Below are 25746 nucleotides of genomic sequence, written 5' to 3'. Positions count from 1 at the left end.
ATCGGGAGGACATTCTCTGATGGCTACCACGCGTGCGATCCATGACATGAGTCAGTCCAGAAAGGCTGCTGCAAGCGGCTGGATCGGCTCGGCTCTCGAATATTACGACTTCTTCATCTACGCGACGGCGGCGTCGCTGATCTTCCCGCAGATCTTCTTCCCATCCGACAACCCCACCGTTGCGATCGTCGCATCGCTTGCAACCTATGGCGTCGGCTACGTCGCGCGGCCGATCGGAGCCTTCGTCCTCGGTCATTGGGGCGACACGCATGGCCGCAAGACCGTGCTCATCGTCTGCATGTTCCTGATGGGCGTTTCGACCATGGCCGTCGGGTTGCTGCCGACCTATCAGCAAGCCGGCATCCTGGCGCCGATCCTGCTCGTGATGTTGCGCCTCGTGCAGGGGTTTGCCGTGGCCGGCGAAATCTCCGGCGCGAGCTCGATGATCCTGGAGCACGCGCCGTTCGGCCGGCGCGGCTTCTATGCGAGCTTCGCTCTTCAGGGCGTGCAGGCCGGACAAATTCTCGCGGCAGCCGTCTTCCTGCCGCTGGCGGCCTACATGCCGACCGAGGCCTTCAACAGCTGGGGCTGGCGGATCCCGTTCCTGCTCAGCTTCTTCGTCATCGTCGCCGGCTACATTATCCGCCGCGAAGTCGACGAAACGCCGGCCTTTGCCCGAGAGGAGAAGCGCGGAGAAACGCCGCGGGCCCCGATCGTCCAGGCCATCCGCTTGAGCTGGCCCGACATGCTCCGGGTTATCTGCATGGCGCTGATGAACGTGATTCCGGTCGTCGCGACCATCTTCGGCGCGGCCTATGCGGTGCAGCCGGCCTATGGCATCGGCTTTGCGAAGGACGTCTATCTCTGGATCCCGGTGCTCGGCAACATGCTGGCCGTGTTCGTCATCCCCTTCGTCGGCCATCTCTCCGATAAGGTCGGCCGCAAGCCTCCGATCATCGTGGGCGCGCTGCTCTCCGGCCTGCTCGCCTTCGGCTATCTCTATGCCATCAGCATCCGCAACGTGCCGCTCGCCATCCTGCTGTCGCTGCTGATGTGGGGCGTGGTCTATCAGGGCTACAACGCGATCTTCCCGAGCTTCTATCCAGAGCTGTTTCCGACCCGCACAAGGGTGTCGGCGATGGCGATCTCGCAGAACATCGGCACCACGATCACCGCATTGCTGCCTGCGCTGTTCGCGACAGTGGCGCCTCCCGGCTCGGCCAACATCCCATTGACTGTCGGGGCGATCGCCTTCGGCATCACGGTCATCGCGGCGCTGGCGGCTGTCACGGCCCGCGAAACCTATCGGATCAAGATCGACGATCTCGGCAATCCCCAGGCCGTTCCGATGGCCCGGGCCGATTATGAGCGGCAGCGTGCGGCAGCAGCAAGCCGGGCGACCGCACTTCCGACCTGATCCGGACGAACAAGGCCCTGTCGCCGCGATTGACCAATGTTGCGGCGGCAGGGTTTCACGCGTAGCAAGACGAGCCGAACGTTGTGCGCGCGAGCGCGAAGATCATGAGGTCGCTGGATGAACCCCGCTGTCATTGCCGTCGCCATCACCGGCTCCGTTCCGCGCAAGAAGGACAATCCGGCCGTGCCGATCCTGCCCTCCGAACAGATCGAATCGACGCACCAGGCCTTCGAGGCGGGCGCCACGCTCGCCCATATCCACGTCCGCAACGATGACGAGACGCCGTCCTCCGACCCCGGGCGTTTTGCTCAGGTGCAGGAGGGCATCAAGAAGCATTGTCCCGGAATGATCGTCCAGTTCTCGACCGGCGGGCGGGGCCGCGATCCCTCGGCGCGCGGATCGGCGCTCTACCTCAAGCCCGACATGGCCTCGCTGTCGACGGGATCGGTGAACTTTCCGACCATCGTCTACGAGAACAGCGCCGCGCTGGTCGAGACGCTCGCCACCGGCATGAAGGCGAACGGCATCCGGCCAGAAATCGAGATTTTCGATCTGTCGCATCTGCATGGCGCCCGCCGCCTGATCGAGGCGGGCCTCATCGACGCGCGTCCGCACGTGCAGTTCGTCATGGGCGTCAAGAACGCGATGCCGGCGGACGAGCATGTGCTCGACATTCTCCTGGGCGAGCTCAGGCGGCTGATCCCGAAGGCGACCTGGACCGCGGCCGGAATCGGCCGCCACCAGGCGGAGGTCATGGGCTGGGCGCTCGCCCGCGGCGCGGACGCGGTCCGCACCGGGCTCGAGGACAATATCCGCATCGACAAGACCCGCCTTGCTGCCAGCAATGCCGAGCTCGTGACCTTGGCCTGCGAGGCGGTCGCGCGCCATGGCCGGCGCGTTGCGACCGCGACCGAAGCGCGATCGCTGCTCGCCATCGCAGGGTAGGGCGACTTCCTCGCCTGACATGCTTCCGGCTGCCGCCTGCCATTCGGCGGCCGGCGTTCCGGTGCGCCGAGTCTCCGAGTAGACAGGTGCTACAGGCGTACTCGGCGCCTGCCGGGCAGGCGACGTTTGGAATGCAGTTCTTGAAATCTGACGGCAGGCTCATCGGGGTCCTGCTGGTGCTTGCGATCACGCAGCTGGTCGGATGGGGCACGATCGGGCTTCCCGCCATCGTCGGGCGCGACCTCGCCGCCGATCTCGGCATGAGCCTGCCGGCAGTGTTCGCCGGGACGTCCGTCCTCTACGTCTCGATGGGGCTGTGCGGCCCGTTGCTCGCCAAATCGTTTGCGCGGCACGGGGCGCGGACGGTCATGATGGTCGGCACGATCGTCACTGCGCCGGGCTTCGTGCTGCTGTCGCTCGCGCGCGAGCCGATGCTGTATTTCGCCGCATGGATCATCCTCGGCATCGCCGGCAGCGCGACGCTGTCGACCGGCGCCTACATCATGTTGAACGAGATCGCGGGGCGGCAGGCCAAGAACGCGATCGGCGCGCTGATGCTGGTGACGGGCCTGTCCAGCAGCATCTTCTGGCCAACGACCTCGTTCCTGAGCGGTCACCTCGGCTGGCGGGGGACATGCCTGGTCTACGCGGCGATGATGCTCCTCGTCAGCCTCCCGCTCTATGCGTTCGCCGCGCCGCGCCGGAAGATCGCAAAGGACGATGGCGCCGCGCCGGCGAAGCGGCTGCCGCCACCCGCGATTGCACGGAGCACGTTCGGCCTCGTCGTCGCCGCAATCACGCTGAACGCCTTCGTCAATTTCGGCACCGGCGCGATCCTGATCGAGCTGCTCCGGGCGGAGGGGCTGGCGCCGGCTCAGGCGCTTTTGTTCGGCTCGATGCTGGGCGTGATCCAGGTCAGCGCCCGCGGGCTGGATTTCCTCGGCGGCGGGCGATGGGACGGCATCACCACCGGGCTCGTCGCGGGCAGTGCGTTGCCGATCGCCATGCTGCTGCTGATGACAAGCGAGGGCGCCACCTGGGCGGTGGCGGTCTTCATCCTGCTCTATGGCGCCGGCAGCGGCGCAATGGCGGTGGCGCGGGCGACCATCCCGCTCGTGTTCTACGACCAGGCCGAGTTCGCCAAGGCGATGTCGATGATCGCGCTGCCGCTCAATCTGGCCTCCGCGATCTCGCCGCCGCTCCTGGTCGGTCTGCTCACCCAATTCGGCAGCCGCGGCGCGCTCGGCCTGACGCTGGCGTTCTCCTGCGCGACGGTGCTGATCCTGGTCCTGCTCGCTCGACGCCGGCCGCGGGCGGGGGCGGCCGGCGCGGTGTCAGGAATACACCCATAGATTGCCGACCCCCTTTCGGATAAAGTCGGCAGGGCCGCCTTGTGCGGCGATATTGCCGTTTGTTCTTTATTTCGGTCGCTTCGTCCGAAAGCGGTTTCAGCGATGACGGATCCGGTGGTGCCTGAAGGAGGTCCCGAGCCGTCCGCAGGCACCAATCCGGCGCCTGCGGACTCGCCTGCCGGGCATGCGTCTCCCCAGCCGAAGCCGAGCCTGCCGGCATTTGCTTCCAAGGCGAACGATCTCGACGCATTGCGCGGCGCGGTCGTCGATGCGGCAAATGTCAGCGCCGGCCTCTGGCTCAGCTATCTCTTCGTGCTGCTGTATCTCGCCATCGCAGCCGGCAGCGTGACCCATCGCGATCTCCTGTTCGAGAAATCGGTCAAGCTTCCGTTCCTGAATGTCGAACTGCCCCTAGTCGCCTTCTTCATCATGGGGCCGGCCCTTTTCCTCGTCGTCCATGCCTATGTGCTGCTGCATTTCATGCTGCTCGCCGACAAGGCGGGCGCCTTCCACCAGCAGCTCCGGCTGCAAATCGACGATGATGACATCCGCGCGAGCTTGCGCCGGCAATTGCCGAGCAACGTCTTCGTTCAATTCGTCGCCGGGCCTCCCGGCGTCCGATCGGGCGGAGTAGGTTTAATGTTTCGCCTCATTGCGCAGATCAGCTTGATCGTGCTGCCGATCGGGTTGCTGATGCTGTTTCAGCTCCAGTTCCTGGCCTATCACAGCGAGCAAGTCACCTGGTGGCAGCGGGTGGCCGTGGTGATCGACCTCGCTCTCATCTGGGCGATATGGCCCTCGATCAACCGGGGACGGATCGCGCGTCTCAGGTTACGCAATAGCCTGCGGTGGCCTGTTGAGGGGGCGGTTGTGGCAAGCGCGCTGGTGATACTGATGATCGGCGCGCTTGCGACATTCCCGGGGGAATGGCTGCATTCGGCGTTGCCGGCCCTGCGGTTTATCCCGGCCTCATGGGTGTCGCCGGCACTTCCGGCAAAGGCCGAGCAACACTCGCGCGAGGCCAAATTCCTGTCCCTGCATACGCTGCTGGTTGCAGGAGACGTCGATGCGGTGACGCGCAGGCCCGCAAGCGTCTGGTCCAACCGCCTTGTGCTGCCGGAGTTCAGTGCAGCGTCGTCCTCTAGCGAGCCGATGTCCTTGCGAGGCCGGCGACTGGAAGGGGCCGTGCTGACCGCGGCTCGGTTCACGGGTGTCGATTTCACCGGGGCCTATCTTCAGGAGGTCAATTTCGACGGTGCGGACCTGCGAGGTGCGCAATTCGGATGCGGCGAGACGCAGTTTGTCAGGACTGACTCGAACGGCAATGAAAAGCCGTGGGAGCATGACTGGGTCGACGATCTGACTTCGAGACTCGCCAATCCGCACGACAAACATGATTGCACCTGGCTTCGCGCAGCCTCCATGAGAAACGCTTCGCTGCAGGGAGCCCTGTTGGATGGGGCGCAAATGCAGGGGGCCGATCTGACCCGGGCTCATCTGCATGGGGCGTCGATGCAGCTGGCCAATCTGGATGGAGCCTCACTGTTTCGCGCTGAATTGCCGGGCGCCTCGCTCAGCGGCGCGTCCCTGATCGGTGCGGATCTGCAAACGACGAAAATGTACGGTGTAACGTTCCTGCTCTCCGATCTGTCGGCGGCCAAACTGAATTTTGCCGATCTCCAGGGCACCGAGTTCGCCGCGGCCAGATTAGAGGGGGCCAGACTTCAGGCATCATTCTTCTGGAGAAGCAGGCCTCCAAATCCGCTGACCGACGCCGCCGTCCAACCCTGGGTTCGCATTCCGGTTTTCGATCAAACCTATCGGGGCAACAGATTCGTGCCATGCAAGGGGATGGTCGGGAACGCTTGCCCCTGGACGAATGAGACGTTCGAAGCGCTCAAGCAATCGCTTCAGGACGGCATTTCCGATGTCAGGCGCCGAAACGATGCGATCAAGCGCATTAGTGTCCTTGATCCGGCTGTGTCCGACCAGCCTGAGTCTCGCCGGCCCTCAGTCTGGGAAGATCTGGAGCACAAAGCGCCGAGCGAGCCCAATTTCCTGAAGACGCGCGCGAAGCATCTGCATCGAGCGTGTTGCCGCGATGGCGGCATTTACGTCCTGCGCGCGTTGCTGAAGCGCCGGTTCGATGACATTCTGCTCGAGGACAGGGACGTGCTGAAGGAATTCGCGGGCGACTTGCTGGACGGCAAGTCCTGTCCGGAAATGAACAAGCTGAGTTCGCAGGACAGAGCTCTGCTCGAACGTGTGAGGACGAGCACAGCTTCCTTCGCACCGTAGGCCAAGGGGTGTGCCGAAGAACACGCGGGACCGGGCGGAATACCGCCGTGCGGAACGCCCTGCGGAGCAGCGTCCGAGGATAGCCGTATGCCCGGAGCGCAGGACTCAGCGCGAGAAAAATGGTGTATCCGCAAGGGATCCGGCCGCTTTGAGCCGCCAAGATCTAGTTCCCCGGAGGAAATCGACATGTCGGCCCTGCCGCTCTCAGGCATCAAGATCCTTGACCTCACCCGCGTGCTGGCCGGGCCGCTGTCGGCCCAGATGCTGGGCGATCTCGGTGCGGAGGTGATCAAGATCGAGCGGCCGGGCACCGGCGACGACGCGCGCGCCTTCGGACCGCCTTACCTGGCCGACCCCGAGGGCAAGGCCAACAACAACAATTCGTTCTATCTCTGCGCCAACCGCAACAAGAAGTCGGTCACCGTCAACATCGCCAAGCCCGAAGGGCAGGCGATCGTCCGCGAGCTCGCCAAGGATGCCGACGTCTTCATGGAGAACTACAAGGTCGGCGATCTCAAGCGCTACGGCCTCGACTACGAGACCATCAAGGCGATCAATCCCGGCATCATCTATTGCTCGGTGACCGGCTTCGGCCAGACCGGACCCTATGCGCCGCGCGCCGGCTACGACGCCATCCTGCAGGCGATGGGCGGGCTGATGAGCGTCACAGGCCATATCGACGGCGAGCCTGGCGAGGGCCCGATGAAGGTCGGCCCGTCGATCGTCGATTACATGACCGGCATGAACGCCTCGATCGGAATTCTCTCGGCGCTCTACCATCGCGACGCCAGGGGCGGGCAGGGACAGCACATCGACGTCTGCCTGTTCGATACCGTGATCGCATCCTTGTCGCACTGGCTGCAGATCTATCTCGTCAACGGCAAGACGCCGCCGCGCCGCGGCACCTGGGGCAATGGCGGCATGCCGGCCGGCGTGTTCCGCTGCGCCGACGGCGAGCTGATGCTGGTGGTCGGCAATGACGGCCAGTTTCAGCGCACCTGCGCCGTGCTCGGCGCGCCCGAGCTCGCGAACGATCCGCGCTTCGTCAAGAACAACGACCGCGTCGTGCACGGCAAGGAGATCATGGCGATCTTCGCCGGCCTGTTCCTGAAGCAAAAGGTAGCCTACTGGCTGGACAAGCTGGAGGAGGCCGGTGTGCCCTCGGGGCCGATCAACAATTTCGAGCAGGTGTTCTCCGACCCGCACGTCCAGTCGCGCGGGATGCGCGTGAAGGTCAACCACCCCTTCGAGCCCGATCTGTCGCTGGTCCGCAACGCGCTGACGCTCTCGGAGACCCCGATCAAGGACTACCGTGCCCCGCCGCTTCTGGGCGAGCACACACAGGAGGTGCTGGGCGGCAAGCTCGGCTATGATGCCGGCAAGATCGAGGCGCTGAAGCAGCAGGGCATCATCTGACGCTCTCTGTTCCCGCCGCCGAGAAGCCGGAATTCAGGCGCAGCGCGACTGTTGCGACAGCCATGGACGCGCGCGCCATGTTGGGCTTGCGTGAAGCTTGCCCACAATCCCCAGCTAATCCCGGTCCGTAGTCGCACAGGCTTCCGCTTTGCCTCAGACTCTGTTTCGATCTCTCCACTTGAGTTCGGGGAGGGAAGTGAATGTCCTACACGATCGGGTTCCAGGCCAAGGACCAGAAGGCCGTTCTGGCGACCGAGGCGGCCACCGCCAATCAGGCCGTCGCCATCATTGCCGCGCTGCGGCAGAGCGCTGACGAGATCAAGTTCATCCGCTCACCGCAGGAAGGTGAGATGGGAATCGAGATGCTGCTGCTGCTCGCCAAGGAAGAGGCTGAGGAGATGCCGCAGCGGGCGTAGTTCCCCGCATCCACACTTCGAGCTTAAGCGAACCATGCCGGCTACGATTAGTGTAGTCAGCGGATGGACTCGCTCGAACCGAAGGTGGCCGCCATGAAACGCGAAGCGCTCCGCGTCGAACCGATCTCGTCGTTCCTCGATCGCTGGAAGGCGCCGGCCTCGCCGGTGACGCGCGCCGGCAACATGATCTTCGTCTCCGGCCTGCCACCGTTCGACCCCGGCACCGGCGAGATCGCCGTTGCCCCGATCGAGCGCCAGAGCGAGATCATCATGGAGCAGATGAAGCTGTGCCTCGAGACGGCCGGCGCCTCCCTCGACAACGTCATGAAGTGCAACGTCTACTGCACCTCCACAAAACACTTCGCGGCCTTCAACGCGGTCTATGCGCGTTACTTCCCGCATGACCCGCCGGCGCGGATCTTCGTCTGCACGCCGGAATGGTTTGGCCCCTTCGACGTCGAGATCGACCGCATCGCGATGATGTGAGGTGGTGGCTTCACCTCTCCCCGCTTGCGGGGAGAGGTCGGATTGCATCGAAGATGCAATCCGGGTGAGGGGGTACAGGTGCCTCGAAAGTCTCACGCGCGGAGAGAGGCCCCTCACCCCAACCCTCTCCCCGTAAGAACGGGGCGAGGGAGCACACCGTCGCTGCGGCGGCGGCTCGATCTTCAACGCGCATCCCGCACCAATGTACGCGCCGGCGCCTTGCTCTCCGCCCGCCCCGCCGTCAGGGCCATCGTCGCCACGCTGACGACGCGCGCGACCACGTCCTCGACGTCGTCGAGATCGCATTTGCCTTCCGACAGCTTGGTCAGCCGCTCGCTCTCGCGGATGGTGTGATGCGCCATCGCGAGCGCGAAGTTGAGGCCCCAATAGATGTCGACGTCGCTGCGGTCGGGCAGGGATCGTCGCATCGCGCCGACGAATTTGCGCAAATGGTCGATCTCGCGGTTCTTGATGCGCCGGATCGGCGGCACGGATTCGATCGAGGCGCGGATCATAAAGCGCGCGGCGGTCGAGCGCTGGGTCTCCGGCCCCAGGCAACCGCGCAAGGTCGGCCCGACCAGCGCGCGCAGGATCACCTCGATCGGCGCGCGGCCGCCGCCTTGCTCCTCCGCCGCCTTCAATTCGCGCAGGCGCTCGCGGTTGGTGGCGATCGACCGCGTGACGAACAGTTCCGCGATCAGCTCGTCCTTGGAGCCGAAATGATAGTTCACAGCGGCGAGGTTGACGCCCGCCTCCGCGACGATGTCGCGCAGCGTCACGTCGCCGAAGCCGCGGTCGGCATAGAGCCGTTCCGCGGAGGCGAGAATGGCAGACCTCGTATGATCGCTGGCCATGGGTGCCCTCGGGGAGGGGAGTTGCAATTCAAACACTTGTATGAAACTATCGTTTGAAGACCCGGAAAAGTCAATCCGCAATCGGGACTCGTTCGCAACTGCGGCTGGGTTCGACAGGTCCGCATCGCCGGCGCATTCGCGCTTGCGGGCCACGCGATGCGGGAGGACAGTCCGGGCAAAAGGACTAGTGAAAGAGAGGAGCGTCCCATGGACTTCGATATGTCGCCCAAGCAGAAGGAATGGCTCGACCGCGTGCGGTCCTTCATGGCCAAGCACGTGCGCCCGGCTGTGCCGATCTACGATCAGCAGGACAAGAGCGGCGACCGCTGGAAGGTGATCCCGGTCCTCGAGGACCTCAAGAAGAAGGCGAAGACCGAAGGCCTCTGGAACATGTTCATGCCGCCGAGCGAGCATGAGGACGACGAATTCCGCGGCGCGGGACTGACCAATCTCGAATACGCGCTTTTGTCGGAAGAGATGGGCCGCATCACCTGGGCATCGGAAGTGTTCAATTGTTCCGCGCCCGACACCGGCAACATGGAAGTGTTCATCCGCTACGGCACCAAGGAGCAGAAGCGGAAATGGCTGCGCCCGCTGATGGACGGTGAGATCCGCTCCGCCTTCCTGATGACGGAACCGGCGGTCGCCTCGTCCGACGCCACCAACATCGAGACCCGCATCGAGCGCGACGGCGACCATTACGTCATCAACGGCCGCAAATGGTGGTCGTCCGGCGTCGGCGATCCCCGCTGCAAGATCGCGATCCTGATGGGCAAGACCGACTTCAAGGCGGCCAAGCACCAGCAGCAGTCGCAGATCCTGGTTCCGCTCGACACGCCAGGCATCAAGGTGGAGAAGATGCTGCCCGTGTTCGGCTTCGACGACGCGCCGCATGGCCATGCCCAGGTGCTGCTCGAGAACGTGCGCGTGCCGAAAGAGAACATCCTGCTCGGCGAAGGCCGCGGCTTCGAGATCGCGCAGGGCCGCCTCGGTCCGGGCCGTATCCATCACTGCATGCGCACCATCGGCAAGGCCGAGGAGGCGCTGGAGAAGATGGTGAAGCGGCTCGCATCGCGCACCGCGTTCGGCAAGAAGATCGTCGAGCACTCTGTGTGGGAACAGCGCATCGGTGAAGCCCGGACCAACATCGAGATGACGCGGCTTCTGTGCCTCAAGGCGGCCGACATGATGGACAAGGTCGGCAACAAGACCGCGCAGGCCGAGATCGCCATGATCAAGGTCGCCGCGCCCAACATGGCGTTGAAGATCATCGACGAGGCGATCCAGGCCTTCGGCGGCGGCGGCGTCTCGGATGAAGCGGGCCTTGCCAAGGACTACGCCCACATCCGCACGCTGCGGCTCGCCGACGGCCCGGACGAGGTGCACAACCGCGCCATTGCCAGGCTCGAGCTTCGGAAGTATGCAAACTCTCCAAGTCACTGAGAGGGAGGGCCCGACGGCGCTCCCGACCTGAAGCAACGACAGGGCTTGATCCGGTGACCGCTTGACGCAAGTGCGTCAGCGGTTACCGATTAGGATCATGCTCGACCTGAAATGGTCAGGACTGAAGAGGGAGCGTCACCGTGGCTGACGGCGTCAGGAAAGACGAAGAGTTCTCGGGCACCAAGCCGGTCGAGGAGCGGCATCGTTTCGACGAGCTGCGCCTCGAGGCGTGGATGCGCGAGCACGTCGAAGGTTATGAAGGCCCGCTGGTCGTGCTCCAGTTCAAGGGCGGCCAGTCCAACCCGACCTATCGCCTTAACACGCCGAACCGTTCCTACGTGATGCGCCGCAAGCCGTTCGGCAAGCTGCTGCCCTCGGCGCATGCGGTCGACCGCGAATATCGCGTTATCGCGGCCCTTGGAAAGCAGGGCTTCCCGGTCGCGCGCGCCTATGCGCTGTGCCAGGACGACGGCGTCATCGGCGCGGCCTTCTACATCATGTCGATGGAGGAGGGGCGCGTGTTCTGGGATCCGACGTTGCCGAGCCAGGACAACGATGCGCGCCGAAAGATCTTCACCAGCAAGATCGAGACGCTGGCCAAGCTCCACATGTTCGATCCCGTTGCGATCGGGCTCGGCGATTTCGGCAAGCCCGGCAACTATTTTGCGCGGCAGATCGACCGCTGGACCAAGCAGTACCGGGCGTCCGAGACCCAGCACATTCCCGAGTTCGAGAAGGTCGCCGAATGGCTGCCCAGGACCGTGCCGGAGCAGGCGCGCGTCTCGATCGTCCATGGCGATTACCGCCTCGACAACATGATTTTCCACGCGACGGAACCGCGCGTGCAGGCCGTGCTGGACTGGGAGCTGTCGACGCTCGGCGATCCCATGGCCGACTTCACCTATCTGTTGATGCAATGGATCATGCCGGGCCTCGAGGGGGCCGACCTCAAGGCGCTCAACATCCCGAGCCTGGAAGAGGCCGCGCAGATCTATTGCGACGTCACAAAGATGACGGTGCCCGATCTCAACTGGTATTTCGCCTACAACCTATTCCGTCTCGCCGGCATCACCCAAGGCATCGCCGGCCGCGTCCGCGACGGCACCGCCGCCAACGCCAAGGCGCTGGAGTCAGCCAAGCGCACCGTGCCGCTGTCAAAGGCCTCATGGGAATACGCGCAGAAGGCAGGCGCGGTGTAGGAACAACGAAGGCGCGGCTGATGGCCGCGCCTTTTTTCTTCGCGGCTGGTTTCGTAGAGCCTGTGAGCCAATTCGTTTTGTTTCGGCTTCGGCATCAAGGGGTGGTATCGCCCCTTGATGGGGGAAGCCGGCGGCGTCAGGCTGTTGGTTATCTATGCTTTTGCGAGACGATGCCCTTGCAGGATGTTGTTGGTGAGGGCGTACCAGAGCACGACGGCACGGACCTTCTCGATGCCGCGCACGGTCAGTTGCCTGAGGTCCCAGTTGCGCCAGCGGGCATGGATGCATTCGCAGATGGTACGGGCCTGGTACTGTGCCTTGCCGGCTTCGCTGGCCATGCGAGCACGCCAGGCCGCTATGCCAGGACCGTCGCTGCTCCGGGGTAAGAAGGGATCGACACCGCTCCTGGATTGGGGCGGTGGACAGTAAACCTCGATGCCCTCGCCATGCGCCCATTCGATGTCGTCGCCAGTGCAGAACCCGCCATCGGCGAGGTAGCGGCGTGGCAAGCGCTTCAGCCGAGCGCGCGTTCGCTCCAGCATCGGGCGCATCAAGCCACGATCTGAGCCGCTGTTGTCGACATCGATCGCGACCACGATCAGTTCGCCAGCCGCGCTAGCCACCTGCACATTATAGGCCGGACGGAAGCCGGCATCGGCCATCTTCATCACCCTGGCCTGCGGGTCGGTGGTGGAGGCCCGAGGCTCCTTCGGCTTCTTGCCATTGCCGCCCTTGTCGTCGAGCTGTTTTCGCTTGCGCTTGATCTCGGCCAGCGCGGCCTGCGCGGCTTGCACCCGCTCGCTGCGTTCGCGCGCCGCCCGCTCTTTGGCGGCCCGGATCCGCCGATTGCTGGCTTCCGGGTCCGCATCGACCTCGCGCTTGAGCTCTTCCACAATGGCCTCGGCCTGCGCCATCTGCCGATCCAGCGTCGCCTCCCGCCGGAAAGATCCGGTCCCGGCATTCGCTCGTATCCGCACCCCGTCCTGGGTCAGCTTCTCCAGATCGACCAGCCCTGCCTCGTTCAGGGCCACCAGATGTTCAACCAGCAAACGGTCGAGCAAGTCGGCACAGCCGACCCGGAAGTCCGACAGCCCGTGATGGTTCAACGACACGCCACCGCAGAGCCAGCGGTAGACGTCGTGGCTGTCGCAGAGCCGGTCCAGCGCCCGCGCGCTGCCAACGGCATCGCTCGCGGCGTACAGCCAAAGCGCCAGCAACAACCGTGGCGATGGCGCCGGATGGCCCGGCCTGTTTTCCCGTGCCTTGACGCGATCTTCCAGCTCGCTCAGGTCCAGCCCTTCGACATAAGCCCAGATCACCCGCGCTGGATGATCCTGCCCGATCAGGCTGTCGATATCGACCGCTCGCAATTCGACCTGATTGCGCACAGGCTCGCGCAGCCGAGGTGCGCCTTGCGGCACCGCTTCGGTTCGTGCCGACTGCTCCGGCAATTCACCAAAAAGTCCGTCGTCAGCCATCATCCTCTCCAGCAGATCAGTCTGCCCAGAGAATCACATTCGTCTGACGCGCGGTACAAAAGATTCACAGTCTCGTAGGGTGGGCAAAGGCGCGTAGCGCCGTGCCCACCATCTCTCCGCGATCACACGAAAACGGTGGGCACGCTTCGCTTTGCCCACCCTACGGCGCTGCTCCACACGCGCCGTCATTGCGAGCGCAGCGAAGCAATCCAGATTCTTTCCGCGGCGGCAGCCTGGATTGCTTCGCTGCGCTCGCAATGACGAGGAGGCGGAATGCGAGACTCGCAATTCACACCGCGCAAGCGCCTTTCGCAGCGACCGAGTCCTTGTATTCCTTGTGTGCCCAATCCGCTCCGGGAGACCCGCGCATGATCGACCACACTACCCTCATCACTTACGTCCTCATCGTGCTCGGTTTCGTCTTCATTCCGGGACCGGCAACGCTGCTCACCATGGCGCGGGCGGCAAGCTCGGGAACGAAGGTCGGCATCGCCACGGGTGCGGGAATCGCCGCTGGAGACCTGGTACACACGGGGATGGCGATTGTCGGACTCTCGGCGATCATCGCCACATCGGCGTTGCTGTTCAGCATCGTCAAATATGCGGGTGCCGCGTTCCTGATCTATCTCGGCATTCGCGCGATGCTGGACAAGGCGCCAATCGAGCTGAACGGCAGCGCCCCTATGATCAGCGCAGGTCGCGCATTCCGCGAGGCCGTGCTGGCCGAAGTGCTCAATCCCAAGACCGCGCTGTTCTTCCTGGCGTTCCTGCCGCAATTCGTCCAGCCGGAGTCAGGATCAACCGCTCTTCAGCTTGCGATCCTCGGCATGGTCTTCGTGCTGCTCGGCCTCGTCAGCACGGTCGTGTTCGCCGTGGGGGCGGGGCGTCTCGGCCAACTTCTTCGCCGCCACCCGGCTGTCGTCAGATGGCAGGGCAAGGTGGTCGGGACCATTTACTTCGCAGTCGGCGTTCGGCTCGCCCTGCAGGAGCGGTGAGGCGGCCAGGCTGGCTCTCGTAGGGTGGGCAAAAGCGCGTAGCTTGTGCCCACCATCTTTGCGCGATCAGGTAATAGTGGCGGGCACGCTTCGCTTTGCCCACCCTACGGCAATGCCGCCTAAGACGCCGTCTTCGCACAATGCGCGATCAGCCTTTCCACGAAGCCCGCGCATTTCTCCAGCTCCGCCATCTCCACGAACTCGTCCGGCGTATGCGCCTGCGCTATCGCGCCGGGGCCGATCACCACCGAGGGGATGTCGGCGATGCTGGCGAACAGGCTCGCCTCGGTGCCGAAGGCGACCTTGGCGTGGTCGTTGCGCCCTGCGAGGCTCTTGGCCAGCGTGACGATGGCGGCGTCGGCGGCGGTGTCGAGCGCGGGATAGTCGAGGATCTCCTCGAAATCGATGCCGCAGTCGGCATGTCTCGCCTTCATCGCCGGCTCGATCTCGGCCTTGGCCCAGGCGACGATCGCATCGGTCACCTCCTTGGACTCGGTGATGCCGATGCCGCGGCATTCGAAATCCACGGTGCAGGTATCAGGCACGATGTTCAGCGCTGCGCCGCCATGCACGATGCTGGTGAGCAGCGTCGAATGCGGGACGTCGTAGAGGCTGTCCGCCGATCGCGCGGCCTCGAGCGCGACGGCGCGGCGGCGGATCTCGACGATCAGCTCGGCGGCATATTCGATCGCATTGACGCCGTCGGGGGCGATCGAGGAATGACGCGCGAGCCCGCGGAACGTGGCGCGTACGCCATGCTTGCCCTTGTGGCCGATGATGACCTGCATCTGGGTCGGCTCGCCGATGAAGGCGCCGAGCGGCCTGATCGTCTTCTTCTCGACCTCGTGCAGCATCGGCCTCACGCCGACGCAGCCGATCTCCTCGTCATAGGAAATCGCCAGATGAATCGGCGTCTTGAGTCTCGCCTCCGTCATCTCCGGCACCATGGCGAGGCACACCGCGACATAGCCCTTCATGTCGGTGGTGCCGCGGCCGTAGAGCTTGCCGTCGCGCTCCACCAGCTTGAACGGATCATGGCTCCAGTCCTGGCCCACGACAGGCACGACATCGGTATGGCCCGACAGCACGAATCCCGGCCGATCCTCCGGCCCGATCGTGACCCAGAGCGAAGCCTTCTCGCCGGTGTCGTCGACGATGCGCTCGCCCTTGATCCCGAAGGAGGCGAGATAGCCCTCGATATGGGCGATCAGGGGCAGGTTGGTGCGGTCGCTGACGGTGTCGAACGAGACGAGGTCGGCGAGGAGCTTTCGGATGCGGTCGGGTCTTGAGCTTGGCATTGTCATATTCTGTTGGAGAGCAGGAAGGCTGAGGTGCCTGCAGGAACCATACCAACGTGGCGGTGGGATGGGCAAATCAACACCGCAGCCGTCATTCCGGGGCGATGCGCAGCATCGAGCTATGGTGCGCAATTGCGCACCTGAGAATCCATCGGACCGCACGACGCGCTGTGAAATGGATTCCGGGCTCGCGACTTCGTCGCGCCCCGGAATGACGGGGAGGTCTACCAAACCTTGCGTTGTCCGTCGGGCAAAACACCAAGGCATCGGTCAAGACGAGGCCGATGAAATATTCCGCTTTACCGAAATTCGGAAATGACGTATGTGTCGGCTCAACCCGGCCCAAGGAAGAGGGGCGTATCGCGATCGTCACGAACGCGGGCCGGGGGGCGGTGGACGCGAGCCACATCGGCGCGAAAAGCTTCGCAGGGCGGAGAGCCGTGAGCGAAGACCTCGTGCCAACGACGGGTGCGGTTCGCGTACGGCAAAATCGTGTGGTCCTGACGCCCGGGGTCTGTGCGTCAAGTCTTGTGGTGATGTGGTTGCCCGACCGGGCGATGCGCATCAGCCATCCGCAAGGCGACGGGGGCAATAGTGCATCGCTCCCCGGGGAGAGCGCGACATAAGCCGTAAAACCACTGCGCAGGGAAGGCCGGATGTTTGGCTTCACCTGTATGCCGCTGTGCAAATTCTTGTTGCCACCTTTCGCACAGTGGACCGTGGGTGCCCGGCCGGCACCCGGTCTTCCCTGCGCCCTCTTTCAATTGAGGGTGAGACGACGAGCAAAGCTCGGGCGGAATGCGCCGCGAGGATGCGAAGCTGTGTCTGCGACGACACACTCGCTGTCATCGTCCGGTTTAACCGGGCGATCCAGTACTCCGAGACAGTTATGGCTCAATCGATAGGCCGCGGCGTACTGGATTCCCCGCCTTCGCGGGGAATGACAGTAGCATTTGGAAAGCGATTTTCCTGCCACCCCGTCATTGCGAGCGCAGCGAAGCAATCCAGGGTCTTTCCGCGGATGCATTCCTGGATTGCTTCGCTGCGCTCGCAATGACGATGCGGAGGCAGGTGTGCACCAAAACTCCCGCTCTCGTGCCCCGGACGCTGCGCAGCACGAAGTGATGCGCTGCAGAGCCGGGGCCCATGCAGCAGCGAGCGACGTCGCCTGCTGGGTTCCGGCTCTGCGCCGCAACGCTTGCGCGCTGCGTCGCGTCCGGGACACGAGTGCGAACTAAACCGGCTTGCCCGTATACGGCATCGATGCCGTCAAGCCGCCGTCCACCGGGAACGCTTGCCCGTTGACATACGAGGCCTCGTCGCTCGCCAGGAACAGTCCCATCGCCGCGAGCTCGTGCGGCTGGCCGGGGCGCTTGAGCGGATTGAGCTGGCCGATCTTGTCGGCGGTGCCGCGCTCCTTGGCGCGGTCGAAGATCGGCTTGGTCATGCCGGTCTCGATCAGGCCGGGGCAGACCGCATTGATGCGCACGCCGGTGCCGGTGAGCGAATAGGCCGTCGTTTGCACCAGGCTGATCACGCCGGCCTTGCTCGCGGCATAGGGATGCCCGCTCGCGCCAGCCTTGAGACCGGCAACAGAGGCGGTCAGCACGATCGCGCCGGACTGCTGCTTGACCATATGCGGCATCGCGTATTTCACCGCGAGGAACGGCCCGATGAGGTTGACGCGCAGGATCTCCTGCCAATGCTCGACGGTCTGCTCGGCGAGTGGAACGAGCCCGCCGGAGACGCCGGCATTGGCCCAGATGACGTCGAGCCGGCCGTGCGTCTTCACCGCCTTGTCGATCATTGCGATGACGTCCTTTTCGGAGCCGGCATCTGCAACCATCGCTTCCGCGACGCCGCCGGCCTTTTTGATCTCCTCGACCGTCTCCTTCACAGCTTCGGTGCGATCGACCGCGATCAGCTTGCCGCCTTCCCTGGTGAACAGCAGCGCAGCCGCACGGCCGATGCCGCTGCCGGCGCCGGTGATGATGACGGATTTGCCTTGCAGACGGCCCATGCGTTTCTCCCTTTTGCTCGCGCACGACGCTTGCCGTGCGACGGAATTTCAAACAAGATTTCAAACGGCAAAGTGTCTTGAGACACGTTCGCTACTCACGTACAGCGACATCAGACGGGATGGAAGGGTTTCGATGGCAGGTGCAGACAAGCCGAATGTGGTCATCACGCGGTGGTGGTGGGTCCGTCACGCGCCGGTGCGCAATGACGGCGGCAACATCTACGGGCAGAGCGACATCGCCTGTGACACCAGCGATACCTATGTGTTCAATGCTGTCGCCAAGGTGCTGCCACATCAGGCGGTCTGGTATTCGAGCAATCTGATGCGCACCCATCAGACCGCCGAGGCGATCTGGGCCGCAGGTTTTCCAAGGCCGGCATCGATGAAGCGGGAGGCGGATCTCGCCGAGCAGAACCTCGGCCGCTGGCAGGGCATGAACCGCGCCCAGTTCATTGCCAGCCGCCCCGTCGGCGCGAGCTGGTTCGCCGACATCAACGAGCCTGCGCCCGGCGGCGAAAGCTTCATGGACCTCTACAACCGCACGCGACGCACCATCGAGCGGATCAACAGCGAGGCGGCCGGGCAGGACATTATCGCGGTGGCGCATGGCGGCACCATCAAGGCGGCGGTCGGTCTTGCGCTCGGTGACCGGCCGGAGCAGGGGCTCGGATTCGATATCGACAATGTGTCGGTGACGCGGCTCGATCATTTCGCGAGCCCCGAGCGCACCCTCTGGCGGCTGCCGATGGTCAATCAGCAGCCGTGGATCGCGGATCCCGCGCACGCGGCGATGCATCAGCCGGCGGGACCGGAAGTCAAGAAGCTGGCCTGACACTGAATACGAAAATCAATCTGGGAGAGAAGCATGACCTTGTTCGACATGAAGGGGAAAGTCGCCGTCATCACGGGATCGACGCGTGGCATCGGGCTCGCGATCGCCGAGCGCATGGCCGAGCACGGCGCCAAGGTGGTGATCTCCTCGCGCAAGGCCGACGTGTGCGAGCAGGTGGCGAAGGGCATCAACGATAAGTTCGGCAAGGGCACCGCGGTCGCGGTCGCCGCCAACATCTCGTCGAAAGAGAACCTGCAAAACCTCGTCGACGAGAGCAACCGTGCCTTCGGCAAGATCGACGTGCTGGTCTGCAACGCGGCGTCGAATCCGTATTACGGCCCGCTCGCCGGCATTTCCGACGATCAGTTCAGGAAGATCCTGGACAACAACATCGTCGCCAACAATTGGCTGATCTCGATGGTTGTGCCGCAGATGATCGAGCGCAAGGACGGCTCGATCATCATCGTCTCCTCGATCGGCGGCCTGAAGGGCTCGACCATCCTCGGCGCCTACGCCATTTCGAAAGCCGCCGACATGCAGCTCGCACGCAATCTCGCCTGCGAATACGGCAAGCACAACATTCGCGTGAACTGCATCGCGCCCGGCCTGATCAAGACCGATTTCGCAAAGGCGCTGTGGGACAATCCGGAGAACCTGAAAGCCTCGACCTCGCGCTCGCCGCTCTTGCGCATCGGCATCCCCGACGAGATCGCGGGCGCGGCCGTGTTCCTGGGCTCGAAGGCCGGTGACTTCATGACCGGCCAGACCATGGTGATCGACGGCGGCGCGACGATCAGCTGATGGTCTCGTGTCCCGGACAAGCGCGCTTCAGGCGCGCGCCGATCCGGGACCCAGAAGGCTGCCGACGAGATCGTGGATGCATGGGCCCCGGCTCTGCGCCGCAACGCGAAGCGCGTTGCAGCGCGTCCGGGGCACGAGACCTCACTCCACCGCCGCGTACACCAGATCCCGCACCAGGGTCCGCGTGTAGTCGCGCTGGCCCGGCCCCTGGCTCATGAACACCGCAAACAGATCCTCCTTCGGATCGATCCAGAAGAACGTACCGGCAATGCCGCTCCAGAAATACTGGCCGACGCTGCCGGGGAAGGGGGCGATACCGGCCTCGCGGCGCACGGCAAAGCCGAGACCGAAGCCATGGCCCGGCGACAGCAGCGTGCCATTGGTGGGCACGCCAGGGCCGAGGTGATCGGAGGCCATCAGCTCCAGCGTCTTGCGGCCGATGATCCTGTTGCCGTCCAGCGTGCCGCCATTGCGCAGCATCAGGCAGAAGCGGGCATAATCCATCGTGGTCGAGACCAGGCCGCCGCCGCCGGACTCCATCACCGGCTGCTCGAGCATGTTGAACAGCGCGACCTTGTCGCCGGTCCAGGGATCGGTCGCGAACGGCTCGGCAAGGCGGCCGGCATTGGCCTGGCTTGTCGAGAAGCCGGTTTCGGCCATCTGCAGCGGCGCGAGCACGCGCTCGGTGAGGAAGGTGCCGAGCGATATGCCGCTGACGACTTCGATGATGCGGCCCAAAATATCCGTGGAGCGGCTGTAGTTGAATTCCGCGCCGGGCTGGCAGACCAGCGGGAAGCTCGCCACCAGCGCGGCGTGCTCGGCATTGGTGATCTTGCGGCTGCGGACGCGGGACTCCTGGTAAAGCTTGTGCACGGGGCCGTCGCCCTGGTGCTCGTAGGTGAGGCCGGAGGTGTGGCGGAGCAGGTCCTGAACGGTCATGGGCCGCGCCGGCGGCACCAGCTCCAGCTTGCCGTCCTTGACGATGCCGACCTGCTGGCTCGCAAACTCCGGGATGAACTTTGCGACGGCATCGCTGAGCAGGAGCTGGCCGTCCTCGACCAGCGCCATGATGCCGACCGAGACGATCGGCTTGGTCATCGAGAAGATGCGAAAGATCGAATCCCGCGCCATCGGCGCCGCGCCTGCCGGGCTCTGCTTGCCGAGCGCCTCGAACCAGCCGATTTGGCCACGCCGCGCCACCAGCACGGTGACCCCCGGAACGGTTCCCTTGTCGATCTCGCGCTTGAAGGCGTCCGACATGGCCTGCAGACGCGGCCGCGACAGCCTGAGCGTCTCCGGGCGGGCTTCCGGCAAAGCCGGGGTATGGAGCGCGGTCGGGGCCTGTGGGGCGGCTGTGGCGGTCGCTGTAACGGTCATGGGCACTCCCGATTGTTCTTCGTTATGGCCGATGGACTGTGGCCCAGAACCCCCGGCACAAACAAGCGAAGCCGGCGCGGTTCACCCTTGCAAACCGGCTGCTCTCTGTGCTTGAAAGCGCCCCTGATCCGCGGCGACGCGGGTTCGTAGGAGTGTAGCTCAATTGGTAGAGCACCGGTCTCCAAAACCGGGGGTCGCAGGTTCGAGCCCTGCCACTCCTGCCAGTCAAATCAATCACTTAGATTAGGACTTGGTAGGGTCTTGGCGGGAAGGCGTCCCGCGTGCGCGCTGGGATGCTGCAGCCCCTGTGCTGGACGTCCCGTGTCAGGGCCCGGCGAGGCCTAGCGCGCCGGGGTCCGTTCCGCGTCGGCGGGGATCTGACTGAGATTGACGTTCCGGATGGGAACGCGGCGCAGCAGTGAAAGGATGGTCCCGCCGAGCTCGAAATAGGTGCGCAGCCGCAGCGCGCGGGACGAGCCCTTCAGCTCCGCGTTCAGGCTCACCGGAACCTGGACGTAGGTGAGGCCGAGCTGGAGCAGCGAGATCAGGGCACAGATCTGATAGCCGTAGCCGTCGGCCTTGACCGCGATCTGGCGCAGCCATTTCACGGGGTAGACGATCATGCTGTGGTAATCGGACAGCCAGAAGCCGAACAGGCAGTTCAGGATGAACCGCAGCGAATGCGACTGCAATGAGCGGTTGACCGAGCGGTCCGACTGGTTGTCGCGATAGGTAATGACGAGGTCGGCGGCGCCCGCCGCCTTGAACATCCGGGCAATACCTTCGTTCTGGAAGGCGTGATCGCCGGGGATGAGCGTGATGGCATCGAATTTCGCGCGCGACAGCGCATATTCGAAGCCGGCACCGACACCGCGCCGTTCGGCATTGTGATGCACGATGATGCGCGGCTCGCCGGCCGCGAATTCGTCCATGATCGCGCCGGTGGCGTCGGTGCTGCCGTCGTCGATCAGGAAGATCTCGAAATCGTCGAGCAGCTCGCGGGCAAGCGGCAGCACGCCGCCGATCGTATCGGCGATCTTGTCCTGCTCGTTCAGAGCAGGAATGACGATCGTAAGCCTTTTTGCCGCCCTGGAAGGTGTCATTTGATACCGCCGTTGCCGGCCACTCTTTACTGGTGAACCCTCAGCGCAACTCTAGGTCATCTGCGCCGGGCGAACAATGCGACTGGCCGATATGATCCACACAACCGGCACGAAACCGGCGATGTGTGTGTTCCGCGCAACTAGTCGGAAAAATCATAGAGGCTGGTATCACCGATGCCGAAGGCGCGGCGCAGCCGGCCGACGTGAGCTGCCATTTTCCGCCCGGCCGTGGTCGCCGACAAGCCTGAATTGACCCGTTCGACCAGGCCGCGATCGACCAGGATCCCAATTCGTCCCTGGAACAAATCTGGAACCTGCCTTTCGATGATCTCCGAAAGCGGCGCGGTCCGACCGGGGCGGTCGACGAGGCCGAGCAGGATCTCCAGGGACACCGACTTGTACACTGCGCCAAAGGCGAAAACGTAGGCCATGACGCAAAATGCGAATATCGATGCGGCGTCCCAATACTGAAATTGCGGAATCGCGACGATGCCGAGCGCCACGCCGAGACCATGCGAAACGAGTGCGGCGATCGCAAGCAGGGTGACGGGTCCGAGCGGCCATGCGCGAGCGCGGGCCATGATCTGCAAGGCAGGCGCGAGCAGGGCGAAAACGGCAACGGCGATGAGCCCGACGGCGAAGGACATCGTGCCGCTCACCCAAGGCCCGTCGACAAACGAACAAGCTTGGCGAGATGCGCGATCGCTACCCCCTTGGCTGTCGGGACCAGCCTGCCGTCTGCCGTGATCACCATTCCCGCGCCGACCAGGAGCTTCAGGCGGTTGTGCGTGAACGTGCCGAGATCTCCGCCCTGCATGTACGCCTCGGCCCATTGCTCCAGGGTGAGGGGACGTTCGGCCTGGACGAGGGCCGTGAGCAGCGTCAGCGTAAAGCCCCATGCCAGCAGGCTGAACAGGATGTAGCAAAACATCATCGCTGTCCCCAACAGCAGGAGACCGCCAAGCACGTCCGCGAGCTGGCGTTGCCCCGGAAGCGCGAGACAGGCGATCGCGTAGAGCACGACGATGGTGACGCAGCCCAGCCGGAAGCGGCGGCCCGATCCGCCGGTGGCGGCGATGCGCGCGTAGCACAGCAACAGCAATGGAAAGGCGATGCTGAGACCAATCGCAGCGGCTTGCGCAGGGCCAGGGAGCATGTTCATCGTGGAAAATCGTCCCGGACGCCTCTCAGGCCCAGCCAGAGCAAAAGTCTATAGGAGGTCGCATTTTTGCGGTCAAGGGAGCCCCGGCGCCCCGGCCTTGCGGTCGTCCCGTGGGCGTGCGAATCCTCGCCGACGATGTCCTCCCTTTCCCCTCCGAGCTTGCCCCCGTTGCTGCGAGCGATAGCCATCCTGATCGTCGTGTTGCTGGTTGCGCATGCGCCGATGCTCCTCAATGACGGCCTCTTCATGGACGACTGGCTGGTGCTCAAGCCGCGTCCGGACTATTTCATCGACATCGATTTCCTGCTGAATGGCGCCGGCCATCCGATTTTCTACAGCTACGACAGGTTCGCGAACTGGACCGGCGCCCCGGTCGTCGTGATGGTATCGCTGGCGTTCGCCGGAATCGTCTTCGGCGCGGTGTGTCTGATGCTGACGGCGACACGGCTCGGTCTGCTCGATCGCGCCGAAGCGGTCGGCTTCGCGCTGATCGTCTGGACCTATCCCGGCTATCAACTCTGGGCGGGCAAGGCGAACGCGGTCTACGTGTTCAGCTTCGGGCTATTGTTCATCGGTGCATGGCTGTTGACGCTCGCCTTCAGCGCCGTCGGCCTGCGGCGCGTGCTGCTTCGTGTGCTCGCTTCGCTGGTGTTCCTGCTGAGCTTCGCGCTCAACTCGACGATCGTGCTGTATGCCGTCGTGATGTTCGGCCTGTTCGTTGCGATATGGCGGAGCGGAGACGCGGCGCATGGCTTCGTTCGCCGGACATGGCTCGCAGCCTGGCGCGCTGTCCTGCGCTATCCGGAATTGGTGGTGCTTCCGCTGGTCTATTGGGGCACGCTCAATATCTGGTTCAAGCGGATCGGCGTCTACGCACAGCACTATGGCGCCCATTTTCCGACGCTCGGCGAGTTGGCGCGGGGGTGGTCGGCGTTCTTCGCCGCCAGCTACAGGGATGTCCTCACCCACGCGATCCGCGCCGCGATTCAGGTCCCAGCGCTCTTCATCGCGGCTGCAGTCCTCGTTGGAATCGTGTTGTTATTGCTGCGTCGGGACGCGAAGACGACCGCATCCAGAAGCGCGATCACCGTGCCGCTCGCACTCGCCGTGGTCTTGTTCCTCGCATTGTCGTCACCGTATCTGATCGCCGGCCTGCGGCCGTCTTCCGTGCATTTCTATGAGAGCCGTCACCTGCTGATGTTCGGCGTGCCGCTCGCGCTGACACTGCTGGCGTTCAAGCGACAGGCCGAACGATGGATGGGCCCCGGCGCCGCCCTTGCTGCGATATTCGGGGCAAGCCTGATCGTGTCGATCGGCATGCTCTGGAGCGACTACGTCTTCATGCAGGCAAGAACCCTGAAGCAGCAGGCCTTGGCGCGCGACCTTGCCAGCCGGGTGCAGCCGGCGGCGACGGTTTATGCGCTCGATGATGGTTTCTTCGACTACCCGTCGCGGCACGTGCCTTTCGGTGTCGCCGAAGTCACGGGCATGCTCCGCCTTGCCTGGGGCAATCAGCCGGTCTTCGGATTTGCCCTGCGTGCCGAGCGGCCCGACATCCTCCGAGAGATGGACGAGGCGCGGAAGGCTCCGGGAAGTGCGTTCCGTCATTTCGATCCGACGGGGCCGCAGTCAACCATCTCGCTGCAGCCGGGGCCGGGAGCCGCACCGAACCACATTTTGGCGCGGAAGTACTACGTGTGTCGGTTGCTGGCGCGCTGCGATGTTGCGGAATTGCTCTCCCAACTTGCAGAGGTCACGATCAAGCTTGGCCCGATCGGCGGCATCCTGCCGCTCGACGGCGCGAGCAAGAGTGTCACGCCTGGCCGCTGACTTGCCGCTTCCAGATCGCCTCGGCCAGCGCGATGTCGGTCACCGAATCTGCGCCGGACGCAAGCGGCGTCCTTCGTTCGACGATGTCGGCGACGAAAGCATCAGCCTGACGCCGAAACGCCCAGCTGCCTTCACCCGTCAAGCGCGTGATTTGTCCGCCCTGGTCGAGGATGACCCCCGCCTCCCGCTCGGCAAAGGGCGGGGGCAGTTCGATGGTCACTGCGCCGTGCTCGAAATCGATCGACAGCCCCTCGCGCCACGCACCTTCGGGCCCGTTCGCAAGCTGCAGCACACAGGCAACGCCCTCGAAGTCGAGCGTCACCGTCGCAGTGCCAGAAGTCTCGACGGTGCTTTCGGCGACAGTCGGCGATGATCCGAGCAGGTAGCGCGCGAGGTTGATGATATGGCTGAACACGTTCAGAAAGTTGTCGTAGCCAGGCCGCAACGCGCCCGGCATCCAGTCGGGCCCATCCTGCCAGAGCTCGAGTCCGTCCGGCCGGGTCTCGCCGGTCATGACGAAGTTGTCCTGCGATCGGCCGGTGTCGCCGCCGAAGCACCAGCCTCTTGCTCCGACGACGCGTCCGAGCGAGCCGTCCGTGCGCAAGCGCGCGAGCTCGGCCAGCGCGCGTGCCACACCGGCATCGTGACGCTTCATGTAGCCGATGCTGTAGACGCGGTGCTGTCGCCGCGCCGCTTCGACCAGCGACGCGGCCTGAACCGTCGTGTAGGCCATCGGCTTCTCCGACAGCACGTGCCGGCCACTTTTCAACGCGTCCAGCACGATCGGGCCGGTGGCTCGCCGCTTCGTCACGACCACGACGGCGGACACCGCAGCGTCCGCGAGCAACTCGCGGTGCGTGCCGTAGACCCGCGAGATACCGAATTTCTGCGCGGCGGCGGCCGCCAGATCGGGCCGGAGATCGGCGATGGCGACGACGCGGCAGGCGGGATTGGCGACGAAATTGGCGAGGTGGCACATCTGGCCGACCATCCCCGTTCCGATGATGCCAATGCCTGGCCTCAC

General features: G+C 64.3%; 22 protein-coding genes and 1 tRNA gene. 14 read left to right on the top strand and 9 right to left on the bottom strand.

The features are described from left to right. Nucleotides 1-19: 19 nt before the first annotated feature. The 7 genes from AB7M16_RS05745 to AB7M16_RS05715 all read left to right on the top strand — a co-directional run bounded on the left by AB7M16_RS05745 (nucleotide 20) and on the right by AB7M16_RS05715 (nucleotide 8330). Nucleotides 20-1417 carry an MFS transporter gene (locus AB7M16_RS05745; RefSeq protein ID WP_439366810.1) on the top strand — a complete coding sequence of 466 codons (1398 nt, stop codon included), beginning with the start codon at nucleotides 20-22 and terminating at the stop codon, nucleotides 1415-1417. Nucleotides 1418-1534: 117 nt separating this feature from the next. Next, entirely contained in the window at nucleotides 1535-2362 is an 828-nt protein-coding gene (locus tag AB7M16_RS05740) for a 3-keto-5-aminohexanoate cleavage protein (protein WP_453943355.1), read from the top strand. Nucleotides 2363-2493: 131 nt separating this feature from the next. Next, nucleotides 2494-3714 carry an MFS transporter gene (locus AB7M16_RS05735; RefSeq protein ID WP_453943354.1) on the top strand — a complete coding sequence of 407 codons (1221 nt, stop codon included), beginning with the start codon at nucleotides 2494-2496 and terminating at the stop codon, nucleotides 3712-3714. 102 nt (nucleotides 3715-3816) lie between these two features. Further along, entirely contained in the window at nucleotides 3817-6012 is a 2196-nt protein-coding gene (locus AB7M16_RS05730; protein WP_453943353.1) for a pentapeptide repeat-containing protein, read from the top strand. A 186-nt stretch (nucleotides 6013-6198) separates the two neighbouring features. After that, entirely contained in the window at nucleotides 6199-7428 is a 1230-nt protein-coding gene (locus tag AB7M16_RS05725; RefSeq protein WP_260379751.1) for a CaiB/BaiF CoA transferase family protein, read from the top strand. A 200-nt stretch (nucleotides 7429-7628) separates the two neighbouring features. After that, on the top strand, nucleotides 7629-7844 hold the full coding sequence (locus AB7M16_RS05720; RefSeq protein WP_025037058.1) for a hypothetical protein: 216 nt from the start codon (nucleotides 7629-7631) through the stop codon (nucleotides 7842-7844). 93 nt (nucleotides 7845-7937) lie between these two features. After that, the gene (locus tag AB7M16_RS05715) at nucleotides 7938-8330 is read left to right on the top strand and encodes a RidA family protein (protein WP_453943352.1); all 393 of its coding nucleotides are present in this window, start codon (nucleotides 7938-7940) and stop codon (nucleotides 8328-8330) included. A 182-nt stretch (nucleotides 8331-8512) separates the two neighbouring features. Here the strand turns inward: AB7M16_RS05715 and AB7M16_RS05710 are convergent, their stop codons facing one another. After that, the gene (locus tag AB7M16_RS05710; protein WP_453943351.1) at nucleotides 8513-9184 is read right to left on the bottom strand and encodes a TetR/AcrR family transcriptional regulator; all 672 of its coding nucleotides are present in this window, start codon (nucleotides 9182-9184) and stop codon (nucleotides 8513-8515) included. Nucleotides 9185-9391: 207 nt separating this feature from the next. Between AB7M16_RS05710 and AB7M16_RS05705 the strand changes: the two genes are divergently transcribed. After that, the gene (locus tag AB7M16_RS05705) at nucleotides 9392-10627 is read left to right on the top strand and encodes an acyl-CoA dehydrogenase family protein (protein WP_453943350.1); all 1236 of its coding nucleotides are present in this window, start codon (nucleotides 9392-9394) and stop codon (nucleotides 10625-10627) included. Between the two features lie 140 nt (nucleotides 10628-10767). Beyond that, nucleotides 10768-11826: a phosphotransferase family protein gene (locus AB7M16_RS05700; RefSeq protein WP_172783167.1), complete on the top strand. Its 1059-nt coding sequence runs from the start codon at nucleotides 10768-10770 to the stop codon at nucleotides 11824-11826. 152 nt (nucleotides 11827-11978) lie between these two features. Here AB7M16_RS05700 and AB7M16_RS05695 read toward each other — a convergent pair whose 3' ends face one another. Continuing rightward, the gene (locus AB7M16_RS05695; protein ID WP_212257604.1) at nucleotides 11979-13307 is read right to left on the bottom strand and encodes an IS1182 family transposase; all 1329 of its coding nucleotides are present in this window, start codon (nucleotides 13305-13307) and stop codon (nucleotides 11979-11981) included. Between the two features lie 365 nt (nucleotides 13308-13672). Between AB7M16_RS05695 and AB7M16_RS05690 the strand changes: the two genes are divergently transcribed. Further along, nucleotides 13673-14299: a LysE family translocator gene (locus AB7M16_RS05690; protein ID WP_453943349.1), complete on the top strand. Its 627-nt coding sequence runs from the start codon at nucleotides 13673-13675 to the stop codon at nucleotides 14297-14299. Between the two features lie 119 nt (nucleotides 14300-14418). Here AB7M16_RS05690 and argE read toward each other — a convergent pair whose 3' ends face one another. Beyond that, nucleotides 14419-15597: an acetylornithine deacetylase gene (gene argE / locus AB7M16_RS05685; RefSeq protein WP_453943348.1), complete on the bottom strand. Its 1179-nt coding sequence runs from the start codon at nucleotides 15595-15597 to the stop codon at nucleotides 14419-14421. Nucleotides 15598-16831: 1234 nt separating this feature from the next. Further along, nucleotides 16832-17617: an SDR family NAD(P)-dependent oxidoreductase gene (locus tag AB7M16_RS05680; RefSeq protein WP_212254923.1), complete on the bottom strand. Its 786-nt coding sequence runs from the start codon at nucleotides 17615-17617 to the stop codon at nucleotides 16832-16834. 133 nt (nucleotides 17618-17750) lie between these two features. On the opposite strand from AB7M16_RS05680, the gene AB7M16_RS05675 reads away from it, so the two are divergent. After that, the gene (locus tag AB7M16_RS05675) at nucleotides 17751-18449 is read left to right on the top strand and encodes a histidine phosphatase family protein (RefSeq protein WP_212254924.1); all 699 of its coding nucleotides are present in this window, start codon (nucleotides 17751-17753) and stop codon (nucleotides 18447-18449) included. A gap of 33 nt (nucleotides 18450-18482) precedes the next feature. Next, on the top strand, nucleotides 18483-19250 hold the full coding sequence (locus AB7M16_RS05670) for an SDR family NAD(P)-dependent oxidoreductase (protein ID WP_135169859.1): 768 nt from the start codon (nucleotides 18483-18485) through the stop codon (nucleotides 19248-19250). Between the two features lie 141 nt (nucleotides 19251-19391). On the opposite strand, the gene AB7M16_RS05665 is transcribed toward AB7M16_RS05670, so the two are convergent. Further along, nucleotides 19392-20627 carry a serine hydrolase domain-containing protein gene (locus tag AB7M16_RS05665; protein WP_453943347.1) on the bottom strand — a complete coding sequence of 412 codons (1236 nt, stop codon included), beginning with the start codon at nucleotides 20625-20627 and terminating at the stop codon, nucleotides 19392-19394. 148 nt (nucleotides 20628-20775) lie between these two features. On the opposite strand from AB7M16_RS05665, the gene AB7M16_RS05660 reads away from it, so the two are divergent. Next, nucleotides 20776-20851: transfer RNA gene (locus tag AB7M16_RS05660), tRNA-Trp, on the top strand. Nucleotides 20852-20968: 117 nt separating this feature from the next. On the opposite strand, the gene AB7M16_RS05655 is transcribed toward AB7M16_RS05660, so the two are convergent. The 3 genes from AB7M16_RS05655 to AB7M16_RS05645 form a co-directional block, all read right to left on the bottom strand. After that, complete coding sequence (locus AB7M16_RS05655) at nucleotides 20969-21730, bottom strand: glycosyltransferase family 2 protein (protein ID WP_212254926.1); 762 nt, start codon at nucleotides 21728-21730, stop codon at nucleotides 20969-20971. Nucleotides 21731-21870: 140 nt separating this feature from the next. Beyond that, on the bottom strand, nucleotides 21871-22377 hold the full coding sequence (locus tag AB7M16_RS05650; RefSeq protein ID WP_172783174.1) for a hypothetical protein: 507 nt from the start codon (nucleotides 22375-22377) through the stop codon (nucleotides 21871-21873). Nucleotides 22378-22385: 8 nt separating this feature from the next. After that, complete coding sequence (locus tag AB7M16_RS05645) at nucleotides 22386-22892, bottom strand: hypothetical protein (RefSeq protein WP_172783175.1); 507 nt, start codon at nucleotides 22890-22892, stop codon at nucleotides 22386-22388. A gap of 168 nt (nucleotides 22893-23060) precedes the next feature. Here AB7M16_RS05645 and AB7M16_RS05640 point away from each other — a divergent pair, with 168 nt between their 5' ends. Continuing rightward, nucleotides 23061-24722, top strand: a complete 1662-nt coding sequence (locus tag AB7M16_RS05640; protein ID WP_453943346.1) for a hypothetical protein — start codon at nucleotides 23061-23063, stop codon at nucleotides 24720-24722. Here AB7M16_RS05640 and AB7M16_RS05635 read toward each other — a convergent pair. Further along, a complete protein-coding gene (locus AB7M16_RS05635) occupies nucleotides 24706-25746 on the bottom strand; it encodes a Gfo/Idh/MocA family protein (protein ID WP_453943345.1) in 1041 nt (346 codons plus the stop codon). The two genes, AB7M16_RS05640 and AB7M16_RS05635, sit on opposite strands and share 17 nt — an antisense overlap.

The sequence above is a fragment of the Bradyrhizobium sp. USDA 372 genome, assembly GCF_053629095.1.
The sequence above is the reverse complement of the archived record's forward strand: the minus strand, read 5'-3'. Positions and strand labels throughout refer to the sequence as shown.